This is a genomic window from Agromyces aureus, assembly GCF_001660485.1.
Taxonomy (GTDB): domain Bacteria; phylum Actinomycetota; class Actinomycetes; order Actinomycetales; family Microbacteriaceae; genus Agromyces; species Agromyces aureus.
The window spans coordinates 3,456,565-3,469,120 of sequence record NZ_CP013979.1; the positions used below are offsets into that span (position 1 = coordinate 3,456,565).

Genomic DNA, 12,556 nt, shown 5'->3' on the forward strand with positions numbered 1-12,556 from the left:
GATTCATGACCGCTCCCTGCCGACGCCGCGCTAGATCGCGACGCGCAGCACCTCTTCGATCGAGGTGACCCCGTCGCGCACCTTCGCCCAGCCGTCGTCGCGCAGCGTGCTCATGCCGTGCTGACGCGCCATCGCACCGATCTCGCTGGCCGCTGCCCGTGCGACGGCCAGGCGCTCGAGCTGCTCGTCGACCTCCATGACCTCGTGCAGCGCGATGCGGCCCTTGTACCCCGTCTTCGCGCACGCCTGGCAGCCCACCGCGCCGAAGATCTCGGGCAGGCCCTCCCCCGGTGCGAGCTCGAACCGCAGAACCGCGAGCTCCTCGCGGGTCACCTCGACGGGCGCCTTGCACCGCTCGCACAGCCGCCGCGCGAGGCGCTGCGCGACCACGCAGTCGACCGCCGAGCCCACGAGGAACGGCTCGACGCCCATCTCGGTCAGACGCGTCACCGCGCTGGCCGCGTCGTTCGTGTGCAGCGTCGAGAGCACGAGGTGGCCCGTGAGCGACGCCTCGATCGCGATCTGCGCGGTCTCGCGGTCGCGGATCTCGCCCACCAGCACGATGTCGGGGTCGGATCGCAGGATGCTGCGCAGCGCGCTCGCGAACGTCAGCCCCGCCTTGGTGTTCACCTGCACCTGGTTGATGCCGTTCATGCGGTACTCGACCGGGTCCTCGACGGTGATCACGTTGACCTCCGACCGCGCCACCGCGTTCAGCGTCGCGTACAGCGTCGTCGACTTGCCCGAACCCGTCGGCCCCGTGACGAGGATCATGCCGTGCGGCTTGCGGTACGACCGCTCGAACACGGTCTGGTTCGCCGGGCTCAGCCCGAGATCGCGCAGGTCGAGGCTCGCGTGCGAGTTGTCGAGGATCCGCATGACGACCTTCTCGCCCCACACCGTCGGCAGCGTCGCCACGCGCACGTCGATCTTGCGCCCGCCCACGACCGCCGACATGCGGCCGTCCTGCGGCTTGCGACGCTCCGCGATGTCGATGTCGGCCATGATCTTCAGGCGCGAGATGACGCCGCTCTGGATCGACTTCGGCGCGCTCTGCATCTCGTGCAGCACGCCGTCGATGCGGTACCGCACGCGCAGCGAGTGCTCCTGCGGCTCGATGTGGATGTCGGAGGCCGAGTCCGCGATCGCCTGCGACACGAGCACGTTGACGAGTCGCACGATCGGCGCGTCGTCGTCGGCGTCGGCCACCTGGAACGTCTCGGTGAGGGATGCCTCGGCCTCGCCCTCGAGCGTCGTCGCGAGGTCGAGCAGTTCTTCGTCGGCACGGTGGTACCGGTCGATCATGCTGAGCAGCTGGCTGCGATCGGCGACCACCGGACTCACCGTCAGCCCCGACTCGACGCGCACGTCGTCGAGCGCGAAGACGTCGCCCGGCGTGGCCATCGCGAGGATGATGGTCTCGGCCGTGACGGCGATGGGCAGCACCGAGTGCCGACGGCAGGTCGACGGGCCCACGAGGTCGACCGCCTCCTGCTCGACCGGGTAGTCGAGCAGGTCGTCGATGTACGGCACGCCCGCCTGCGCGGCCCGCGCACGCTGCAACTGCCGCTCGGTGATGAGCCCCCGCGTGACGAGGGACTGCACCGCCCGCTCGTCGCCTTCGTCGACCGCGGTGACCTCGTGCAGGTGCTCGTACGGGACATCGCCCTGCAGGATCAGGATCTCGCCGAGAACTGGCATGTCGCTCCGCACCATCGGTCGGTGCGGTCGTCGGGCCGACCACCGCGCCGGGTGAGCACCACGCATCGGGCAATACGTGTGGGATCACCATAGGTTCGCGCGTTCGACGCCGCGGCCCCCAGAGCGGGGGCCTCCCGAACGGGTCGCGCGCGCCACCCACGACCGGCCGATGACGGCGAGCGGATGCCGCGGCATCCGTCATGCGGATCGTCGGCGCCCTGCGAGCGACCGGCCGAAACGCCGAACGGCCCCCGATCCGGGTGGATCGGGGGCCGTTCGTGAAGCGATTCGCGCCTAGCTGTAGTTGCCGGGCGTGAAGTCGTCGTTCGAGAACGCGTCGAAGTCGACGAAGCTCAGGTCGCCCTCGGTGAACGCGGCGTCGTCGGTGAAGATGCGGTTGGGGTACCGCTCCGCCTTCGCCTCGTCGGTCGCCTCGACCGCGACGTTCCGGTACCGGTTCAGACCGGTGCCCGCGGGGATCAGCTTTCCGATGATCACGTTCTCCTTGAGGCCGACCAGCGGGTCGGACTTGCCCTCCATGGCGGCCTGCGTGAGCACGCGGGTCGTCTCCTGGAAGGACGCGGCCGACAGCCACGACTCGGTCGCGAGCGAAGCCTTGGTGATACCCATGACCTCCTGACGAGCCGAGGCCGTCTTCTTGCCCTCGGTGATCGTGGCGCGGTTGATCTCCTGGTACTTCGACCGGTCGACCAGCTCACCCGGAAGCAGGTCGGTGTCGCCGTGGTCGACGACGGTGACCTTGCGCAGCATCTGGCGCACGATGACCTCGATGTGCTTGTCGTGGATCGGCACACCCTGCGAGCGGTAGACGCCCTGCACGCCGTCGACGAGGTGCTTCTGCACCTCACGCACGCCCTTGACCCGGAGGACTTCCTTCGGGTCGACGGCGCCGACGATCAGCTGCTGGCCGAGCTCGACGTGCTGTCCGTCTTCGACCAGGAGGGTCGAACGCTTGAGCACGTTGTACGCGATCGGCTCGTCGCCGTTGTCGGGCGTGAGGATGACCTTGCGCTGGCGGTCGGTCTCGTCGATCGTGATGCGACCGGCGGCCTCGACGATGGGCGACGCACCCTTGGGGGTACGCGCCTCGAAGAGCTCCTGCACGCGGGGAAGACCCTGCGTGATGTCGTCGGCCGAAGCCGAACCACCGGTGTGGAAGGTACGCATGGTGAGCTGCGTGCCGGGCTCGCCGATCGACTGGGCCGCGATGATGCCGACGGCCTCGCCGATGTCGACGAGCTTGCCGGTCGCGAGCGAACGGCCGTAGCACTTCGCGCAGACACCGACGGCCGACTCGCAGGTCAGGACCGAGCGCACCTTGATGGTGCCCACGCCTGCCGCGATGAGCTTGTCGATGAGCACGTCGCCCACGTCTTCGCCGGCCTCGGCGACGACCTCGCCCTTGTCGTTCACGGCGTCAGCCGCGAGCGAACGGGCGAACACCGAGTTCTCGACGTTCGGGTCGCGGACGAGCTCGCCCGCGGCGTCGACGGTGCCGATGGGGAGCTCGAGGCCCTTGCCGGTGCCGCAGTCCTCCTCGCGGATGATGACATCCTGCGAGACGTCGACGAGTCGACGCGTGAGGTAGCCCGAGTCGGCGGTACGGAGGGCCGTGTCGGCCAGACCCTTGCGGGCACCGTGCGTCGCGATGAAGTACTCCGCCACCGACAGACCCTCGCGGTACGAGGAGATGATCGGACGGGGGATGATCTCACCCTTGGGGTTGTTCACGAGACCGCGCATACCGGCGATGTTGCGAACCTGGAGCCAGTTACCACGGGCGCCCGACGTGACCATGCGGTTGATGGTGTTGTCGGTCGGGAAGTTCTCCTGCATGGCCTTGGCGACCTCGTCGGTGGCCTTGGTCCAGATCTGGATGAGCTCCTGACGACGCTCGAGGTCGGTCGTGAGACCCTTCTCGAACTGCGACTGCACCTTCGTGGCCAGCTTCTCGTACCTCGCGACGATCTCGCCCTTGCTGGGCGGGGTCAGGATGTCGGAGAGCGCGACGGTCACGCCCGAACGGGTCGCCCAGCGGAAGCCGGCGTCCTTGATCCGGTCGAGGGTCGCGGCGACCTCGGTCTTCGGGTAGCGCTCGGCGAGGTCGTTGACGATCGCCGAGATCTGGCCCTTGCCGGCCTGCTCGTTGAAGAACGGGTAGTCCACCGGGAGCGCCTCGTTGAAGAGCGCACGACCGAGCGTGGTCTCCATCAGGAACGGCTTGCCCTCGACGAACTTCTCGGGAGCCTCGCCCTCGGCGAAGTGCACGCCGTCGAGACGGATGCGCACCTTCGCGTTGAGGTCGAGTGCGATCTCGCCCGGCTTGTTCTGGTCGAACGCGAGGATCGCCTCGGCGATCGACGAGAACGCACGGCCCTCGCCGGCCGCGCCGGCCTTCTCGGTCGTCAGGTGGTGCAGGCCGATGATCATGTCCTGCGTGGGCAGGGTCACCGGTCGACCGTCGGACGGCTTCAGGATGTTGTTCGACGCGAGCATCAGGATGCGCGCCTCGGCCTGGGCCTCGACCGACAGCGGCAGGTGCACGGCCATCTGGTCACCGTCGAAGTCGGCGTTGAACGCCGCGCACACGAGCGGGTGGAGCTGGATGGCCTTGCCCTCGACGAGCTGCGGCTCGAACGCCTGGATGCCGAGACGGTGCAGGGTGGGTGCACGGTTCAGCAGCACGGGGCGCTCGCGGATGATCTCCTCGAGGACGTCCCACACGTGCGGGTTCGAGCGCTCGACCATGCGCTTGGCGGCCTTGATGTTCTGAGCGTGGCTCAGGTCGATCAGGCGCTTGATCACGAACGGCTTGAAGAGCTCCAGCGCCATCTGCTTGGGCAGACCGCACTGGTGCAGCTTCAGCTGCGGGCCGACGACGATGACCGAACGGCCGGAGTAGTCGACGCGCTTGCCGAGCAGGTTCTGACGGAAGCGACCCTGCTTGCCCTTGAGCATGTCGCTCAGGGACTTGAGGGCGCGGTTGCCGGTACCCGTGACCGGGCGACCACGACGACCGTTGTCGAACAGCGCGTCGACGGCCTCCTGCAGCATCCGCTTCTCGTTGTTGACGATGATCTCGGGGGCACCGAGGTCGAGCAGACGACGAAGACGGTTGTTGCGGTTGATCACGCGACGGTAGAGGTCGTTGAGGTCGGAGGTCGCGAAGCGGCCACCGTCGAGCTGCACCATCGGGCGGAGCTCCGGCGGGATCACCGGAACCACGTCGAGCACCATCGCGGCCGGCGAGTTGCCGGTCGCGAGGAAGGAGCTCACGACGCGCAGTCGCTTGATGGCGCGGATCTTCTTCTGACCCTTGCCCTCGGCGATCTGCAGGCGCAGGTCTTCGGCCTCGGCCGCGAGGTCGAACGCGAGCAGGCGCTTCTTGATGGCCTCAGCGCCCATGAAGGCGGTGAAGTACATGCTGTAGCGGTCCTGGAGCTCGTGGAAGACGGCGTCCTCGGGCTTGAGGTCGCCGACCTTGAGGGTGCGGAAGTCCTCCCACACGCGCTCGAGGTGCGCGACCTGCTCGTCGGCCGACTTGCGGACGCCGGTCATCTCCTTGTCGGCGGCGGCCTCGGCGCGCTTGCGCACGTCGGACTTCGCACCGTCGGCCTCGAGGGCCGCGAGCTCCTCCTCCTTGCGCACCATGAGCGTCGCGATGCGGGCATCGCGCTGGTCGCCGATGGTCTTGATCTCGAGACGGATCTCGTTCTCGAGGCCGGGCATGTCGGCGTGACGACCCTCGTCGTCGACGTCGATGACCATGTAGGCCGCGAAGTAGATGACCTTCTCGAGGTCCTTCGGCGCCATGTCGAGCAGGTAGCCGAGGCGCGAGGGAACACCCTTGAAGTACCAGATGTGGGTCACGGGAGCGGCGAGCTCGATGTGGCCCATGCGCTCACGACGCACGGAGGACTTGGTGACCTCCACGCCGCAGCGCTCGCACACGATGCCCTTGAAGCGCACGCGCTTGTACTTGCCGCACGCGCACTCCCAGTCACGGCTCGGTCCGAAGATCTGCTCACCGAACAGACCGTCCTTCTCGGGCTTCAGGGTGCGGTAGTTGATGGTCTCGGGCTTCTTGACCTCACCGTAAGACCACTTGCGGATGTCGTCGGCGGTCGCCAGGCCAATGCGAAGCTCGTCAAATGTGGTTGCGTCGAGCAATTTCTCTCCTTGGAAAGTCTCTGTAGTCGTCTACTGGCCAGGCTTAGATCTCGTCGATGTTCGACGACTCGAAGCGCGCGGAGATGTTGATGCCGAGCTCTTCCGCTGCGCGGAATGCCTCGTCATCGGTGTCGCGGAGGGAGACCGCGGTGCCGTCGGCCGAGAGGACCTCGACGTTCAGGCAGAGCGACTGCATCTCCTTCATGAGCACCTTGAAGGACTCGGGGATACCGGGCTCCTGGATGTTCTCGCCCTTGACGATCGCCTCGTACACCTTGACGCGGCCGAGGATGTCGTCGGACTTGATCGTGAGGAGCTCCTGGAGCGCGTATGCGGCGCCGTAGGCCTCGAGGGCCCACACCTCCATCTCACCGAATCGCTGACCACCGAACTGCGCCTTACCACCGAGCGGCTGCTGGGTGATCATCGAGTACGGGCCCGTCGAACGCGCGTGGATCTTGTCGTCGACGAGGTGGTGCAGCTTCAGGATGTACATGTAGCCGACCGAGACCGGGTACGGGAAGGGCTCGCCGGAGCGGCCGTCGAGGAGCTGCGTCTTGCCGCTCGAGTCGATCAGTCGCTCACCGTCGCGGTTGGGGAGCGTCGAGTCGAGCAGACCCTCGATCTCCGACTCGAGGGCACCGTCGAACACCGGGGTGGCGACCTTGGTGCCCGGGGCGGCCTCGTGGGCCGCCTTCGGGAGCTTCTTGGCCCACGTCGGGTTGCCATCGACCTTCCAGCCCTGCTTCGCGACCCAACCGAGGTGGGTCTCGAGCACCTGGCCGAAGTTCATTCGACCCGGGATGCCGAGCGGGTTGAGGATCACGTCGACGGGGGTGCCGTCGGCGAGGAACGGCATGTCCTCGACCGGCAGGATCTTCGAGATGACGCCCTTGTTGCCGTGACGGCCTGCGAGCTTGTCACCCTCGGTGATCTTGCGCTTCTGGGCGATGTAGACGACCACGCGCTGGTTGACGCCCGAGCCGAGCTCGTCGTCGTTCTCGGCCGAGAACTCCTTGACGGCGATGATCGTGCCGCGCTCGCCGTGGGGCACCTTCAGCGACGTGTCGCGAACCTCGCGGCTCTTCTCGTTGAAGATCGCGCGGAGCAGTCGCTCCTCGGCCGACAGCTCGGTCTCGCCCTTCGGCGTGACCTTGCCGACGAGGATGTCGCCGGGGCGGACCTCGGCGCCGATGCGGATGATGCCGCGCTCGTCGAGGTCGGCGAGCAGGTCGGGGCTGACGTTGGGGAGGTCACGCGTGATCTCCTCCTTGCCGAGCTTCGTGTCGCGGGCGTCGACCTCGTACTCCTCGATGTGGATCGAGGAGAGCACGTCGTCCTTCACCAGGTTCTGGCTGAGGATGATCGCGTCTTCGAAGTTGTGGCCCTCCCACGGCATGAACGCCACGAGGAGGTTCTTGCCGAGCGCGAGCTCGCCGTTGTCGGTCGCGGGACCGTCGGCGATGACCTCGCCGGCCTCGATGCGCTCACCCGCGGTCACGATGACGCGGTTGTTGTACGACGTGCCCTGGTTGGAGCGGTCGAACTTGCGCAGCCAGTAGGTCTGCGTGCCGCCCTCGTCGAGCTGCACGGTGACCGAGTCGGCCGAGACCTCGGTGACGACACCGGGCTTGTCGGCGGTGACCACGTCGCCGGCGTCGATGGCCGCGTAGCCCTCCATGCCGGTTCCGACGAGCGGCGAGTCGCTGCGGAGCAGCGGCACGGCCTGACGCTGCATGTTGGCACCCATGAGGGCGCGGTTCGCATCGTCGTGCTCGAGGAAGGGGATGAGGGAGGTACCGACCGACACCATCTGGCGCGGCGAGACGTCCATGTAGCCGATCTCGCCTGCGGGGATCATGTCGACCTCTCCGCCGGTCTTGCGTGCGAGCACGCGGTCCTCGGAGAAGTGCCCGTCGGACTTCAGCGGTGCGTTCGCCTGCGCGACGATGACACCGTTCTCCTCCATGGCGGTGAGGTACTCGATGTCGTCGGTGACCTTGCCGTCGACGACCTTGCGGTACGGCGTCTCGATGAAGCCGAACGAGTTGATGCGGGCGAACGACGCGAGCGAGCCGATGAGGCCGATGTTCGGGCCTTCAGGGGTCTCGATCGGGCACATGCGGCCGTAGTGCGACGGGTGGACGTCTCGGACCTCGACGCCGGCGCGGTCTCGCGAGAGACCGCCGGGGCCGAGCGCCGAGAGGCGACGCTTGTGGGTCAGGCCCGCGAGCGGGTTGTTCTGGTCCATGAACTGCGAGAGCTGCGACGTGCCGAAGAACTCCTTGATCGCGGCGACGACGGGTCGCACGTTGATCAGGGTCTGCGGGGTGATCGCCTCGATGTCCTGCGTGGTCATGCGCTCGCGGACGACGCGCTCCATGCGGGACAGGCCGGTGCGGACCTGGTTCTGGATCAGCTCGCCGACCGCACGGATGCGACGGTTGCCGAAGTTGTCGATGTCGTCGACGTCGAGGCGCAGCTCGATCGCCTGGCCGTTGCGACGGCCGGGCAGCGTGGTGCGCTCGTCGTGCAGGGCGACCAGGTACTTGATCGTCGCGACGATGTCTTCAACGGTCAGCACCGAGTCGGTGAGGGGAGCCTCGAGGCCGAGCTTGGTGTTGATCTTGTAGCGGCCGACCTTCGCGAGGTCGTAGCGCTTCGGGTTGAAGTAGAAGTTGTCGAGGAGCGCACGCGCGGCCTCGGCGGCGACCTGCTCGCCCGGACGCAGCTTGCGGTAGATGTCCTTGAGCGCCTCTTCCTTCGTGAGGATGTTGTCCTTCTCGAGGGTGAGGGCGATGGACTCGTAGCCGGCGAACTGCTCGAGGATCTCTTCGCTCGTGAGGCCGAGGGCCTTGAGGAAGACCGTGACGGACTGCTTGCGCTTGCGGTCGATGCGCACGCCGACCTGGTCGCGCTTGTCGATCTCGAACTCGAGCCATGCACCACGGCTCGGGATGACGCGGGCCGAGTAGATGTCCTTGTCGGACGTCTTCTCGGGGGTGCGCTCGAAGTAGACACCGGGCGAACGCACGAGCTGCGAGACGACGACACGCTCGGTGCCGTTGATCACGAAGGTGCCGCGTGCGGTCATGAGCGGGAAGTCGCCCATGAAGACCGTCTGGGTCTTGATCTCACCGGTGAGGTGGTTCATGAACTCGGCGTTCACGTAGAGCGGTGCGGAGAAGGTCTTGCCCTTCTCCTTGCACTCGTCGATCGTGTACTTCGGCGGCTCGAGCTCGGGGTTCGTGAACGAGAGCTGCATGGTCTCGCCGAGGTCCTCGATCGGGGAGATCTCCTCGAAGATCTCTTCGAGACCGGTCGCCTCGGGCAGGTCCTTGCGGCCTGCCTCGACGGCCTCCTCGACACGTGCCTTCCACGCGTCGTTGCCGACGAGCCAGTCGAAGGACTCGGTCTGCAGAGCGAGCAGGTCGGGTACGGTGAGGGTGTCGGTGACCTTGGCGAACGAGAGACGGCTTGCACCGCGTCCGTTCTTGGGAGTGGGCGTGGTCGCGTTGCGCGCAGCAGCCAAGTGAATAACCTCCATCGGCCCCGTCGGGCCGGTTCACTGTCGGTAGCGGAGAGAATTGCCCCGAGACGCGTGCCGATGCCGGTTTGAACCCGACATGCGAAGCCGACCGCAATATGAAGGCATAGTGGGTCTGGGAGCGCAAAGGTTAACCATATACTTTGCGACCCGCCGTGTCCAGCTGATTCTTGATTTGTTCGCCGGTCTCAGGTATAACCCAGCTTCCGGATGTCGCGACGGCGCGTGATGCCCCGGAGAACCGCAGATCCGCGTACGATTCCGGGTCTGCTCGGCCCTATGCCGAGCGCCACGACGAGGAGGCCCGAGTGACCTGGAACGCACCCGATCCGAAGGATGCACCGGCCGGATCGGCGCCCGGCGCCGCGGCGCCCGCGGCCGACACGACCGCCGCGGCTGCCCCTCCTCTCACTGCTCCCTCTCCTGCTGCGGCGGCGGCGCCCGCCGCGAAGGCGCTGCGCGGGTACCGGCGCCTCGCGATCGTCGTGCTCGTGGCCTCGCTGTCGATCACGGCCGTCGTCGGCATCGTGACGCTCCTGAGCGGCGAGTTCGGCGAGGTGCAGGGGCGGGTGCTCAGCACGACGCTGCTCATCGCCGGCGCGAGCATCCTCGCGCTCTGCCACCTCACGGTCGTCGCGCGCCCCGCGCGCATCGTCGGGCTCATCGGACTCGGCGCGAGCGCCGTCGTGCTCGTCATCGGCCTCGTGCTCATCTGGACGCCCTGGTACGACAACGGCGGCGGATGGCCCTCCGAGCTCTGGCGGTGGTTCGGCATCACGTCGATCGTCGCCGTGAGCCTCGCGCACGCGAACCTGCTCCTGCAACTGTCGGGCCGTCGGCGCCGGGCCGTTCGCACGGCGCTCTGGATCACGCTCGCGGCCATCACGATCGTCGCGCTCATGCTCATCATCCCGATCCTCAGCGACTGGAGGATCCCGGGTGACAACGGCGACACGTACTGGCGGTGGTTCGGGGTGGTCGCCATCGTCGACGCGCTCGGCACGATCGTGCTTCCGGTGGTCGCACTGCTCGTTCGCGAGCAGCCCGCTGCGATCGCGGAGGCGCCGGCCAGCGGAGCGACGGATGCCGCGGGCGCGCCCTCCTTCGACGGCGGCCCGCCCGCGGCATCCGCCCGAGACGTCCTCGAGCGGCGCATCGCCGGCCTGACCGCACGCACCGGGCTCGACCGCACCGCCCTGCTCGAGGCCGCGCTCGACGACTTCGAGGCCCGCCGCACGGGCACGCCGCCGCCGGTCGAGTAGCGACGACGGAGCGTCTCGACACCAGCGGACCTCGAAGCACCCCCGCCCGGCACCCCGCCGGTCGAGGAGCGAAGCGTCTCGAGACCAGCGGCCCCCGCAACCCCGTCACATGGGACGATGCCTGCATGACGCGCATCGAGTTCGAGGCCGACGTGTTCAGCGCGCGCGGCCTCACGCTGCTGGTCGACGGCACGGCGCAGTCGCACATCGACCTCGACGACCCGACCCGGCTGTTCTTCGAGTACCTGCGGCGGGTGGGCCACGTGGTCGACGCGATCGCGCTGCCGGGGGCGCCGATCGCGGTGCTGCACCTCGGCGGCGGCGCACTCACGCTCCCCCGGTACGTGGAGGCCACCAGGCCGGGCTCGATCCAGATGGTCGTCGACCACGACGCCGAGCTCATCGAGGTCGTGCGGGCCAAGGCGCCGTGGCCGGCCTCGGGCATCGAGGTCAGCATCCTCGACGCGCGCGAGGCCGTGCTCGACGCCGCCCGTCGCGGCGAGCGGTTCGACGCGGTCGTCATCGACGTCTACACGCACCTCGACGCCCCCGCGTTCGTCGACGACCCCGACTTCCTCGCGGCCTGCCTCGGCCTGCTGCGCGAGGGCGGCGTCGTCATCGTCAACATCGCGGATGCCGCGGGGCTGGCGCGCCTGCGCACCTCGGCGCGCGCATTCGCGAGGGCTGCGCCGGGCGCCGGGGTGCTCGCGGTGGGCGACACGCACGTGCTCGACGGCGGCGAGGAGGGCAACAGCGTGCTCGTCGCGGCATCCGCACCCCTGCCGGAGGCGATCGCGGCGCGACTCGAGGGCGGCGGGCCGTTGCCGGTGACCGTGCTGACCGGCGCGAAGCTCGACTTCGCCCTGTGGGGCGCCTGCTGAGCGCACCACCCGCGCACATCGGGGACTCCTGCGGGTTGGCAGGCGCGGCGGGGTAGCGTGGCATGCGTGCCAGACGACCCCTCGCTCGAACGCCGCCTCTCGGTGAGCGGACACCTCGCACGCCTCGAGGAGTCGCGCCAGGTGCCGGGTTCGTGGACCCTCACGGTCGACGGCACGCCGCAGTCGCACGTCGAGCTCGACCGGCCCGACTGGCTCGGCTTCGAGTACGTGCGGCGCATCGGCCACGCGATCGACCTCGTGCGACCCGAGGGCGAGGCGATCACGGCCGTGCACCTCGGCGGCGGCGCGCTCACGCTCCCCCGGTACGTCGCCGCGACCCGACCCGGATCCCGGCAGCAGGTCGTCGAGCTCGAGTCCGACCTCGTCGACCTCGTGCGCGAGCACCTGCCGCTGCCGCGCGGAGCCCAGGTGCGCGTGCGCCACGGCGACGCCCGCGAGGTGCTCGCGAAGCTGCCCGCGGGGCTGGACGGCGCGGTCGACCTCGCCGTCGTCGACATCTTCTCGGGCGCGCGCACGCCCGCGCACGTCACGAGCGTCGAGTTCTACGAGCTGCTCGAGCGTCGCCTCGCGCCGCACGGCATCGCGACCGCGAACGTCGCCGACGGCGCCGGCCTGGCATTCGCGCGGTCGCAGGCGGCGACCCTCTCGCAGGTGTTCGAGCACGTCGCGATCACGGCCGACGCGTCGATGCTGAAGGGGCGCCGCTTCGGGAACGTCGTGATGTACGCCTCGCACGCCGAGCTGCCGTTCGCGGGCCTGCCCAGGCGTCTCGCGAGCGATCCGGCGCCGGCCCGCCTCGTCGAGGGCGAGGAGCTGCGCCGCTTCATCGCCGGAGCCCCGGCCGTGACCGACGCGACCGCGGTGCCCTCGCCGCCGCCCGCGCGCTCGGTGTTCCTCAAGCGCTGACGGGGTTCGACCGCGCGGGCGGCCGCCACCGGCATCCGCTCGCCCCT

General features: G+C 68.6%; 6 protein-coding genes. 3 read left to right on the forward strand and 3 right to left on the reverse strand.

Features of this window, described 5'->3' with window-relative positions:
• Positions 1–30: 30 nt before the first annotated feature.
• The 3 genes from ATC03_RS15495 to rpoB all read right to left on the reverse strand — a co-directional run bounded on the left by ATC03_RS15495 (position 31) and on the right by rpoB (position 9,424).
• A complete protein-coding gene (locus ATC03_RS15495) occupies positions 31–1,701 on the reverse strand; it encodes a GspE/PulE family protein (protein WP_067882379.1) in 1,671 nt (556 codons plus the stop codon).
• A 294-nt stretch (positions 1,702–1,995) separates the two neighbouring features.
• Complete coding sequence (gene rpoC, locus ATC03_RS15500) at positions 1,996–5,892, reverse strand: DNA-directed RNA polymerase subunit beta' (RefSeq protein WP_067879002.1); 3,897 nt, start codon at positions 5,890–5,892, stop codon at positions 1,996–1,998.
• 43 nt (positions 5,893–5,935) lie between these two features.
• Positions 5,936–9,424, reverse strand: coding sequence for a DNA-directed RNA polymerase subunit beta (gene rpoB, locus ATC03_RS15505; RefSeq protein WP_067879005.1), 3,489 nt, complete (start codon positions 9,422–9,424; stop codon positions 5,936–5,938).
• Between the two features lie 323 nt (positions 9,425–9,747).
• Between rpoB and ATC03_RS15510 the strand changes: the two genes are divergently transcribed.
• The 3 genes from ATC03_RS15510 to ATC03_RS15520 all read left to right on the forward strand — a co-directional run bounded on the left by ATC03_RS15510 (position 9,748) and on the right by ATC03_RS15520 (position 12,509).
• Positions 9,748–10,701: a hypothetical protein gene (locus tag ATC03_RS15510; protein ID WP_067879008.1), complete on the forward strand. Its 954-nt coding sequence runs from the start codon at positions 9,748–9,750 to the stop codon at positions 10,699–10,701.
• A gap of 125 nt (positions 10,702–10,826) precedes the next feature.
• On the forward strand, positions 10,827–11,582 hold the full coding sequence (locus tag ATC03_RS15515) for a spermidine synthase (protein ID WP_067879011.1): 756 nt from the start codon (positions 10,827–10,829) through the stop codon (positions 11,580–11,582).
• A 66-nt stretch (positions 11,583–11,648) separates the two neighbouring features.
• Positions 11,649–12,509 (forward strand): spermidine synthase, encoded by an 861-nt coding sequence (locus ATC03_RS15520; protein WP_067882382.1) that lies wholly within the window; start codon positions 11,649–11,651, stop codon positions 12,507–12,509.
• The last annotated feature ends 47 nt before the right edge of the window (positions 12,510–12,556 follow it).

Bases quoted from the DNA above. Each gene is read 5' to 3' on its own strand.
- ATC03_RS15515 (WP_067879011.1), top strand. From the start codon at position 10,827: ATGACGCGCATCGAGTTCGAGGCCGACGTGTTCAGCGCGCGCGGCCTC.
- ATC03_RS15495 (WP_067882379.1), bottom strand. From the start codon at position 1,701: ATGCCAGTTCTCGGCGAGATCCTGATCCTGCAGGGCGATGTCCCGTAC.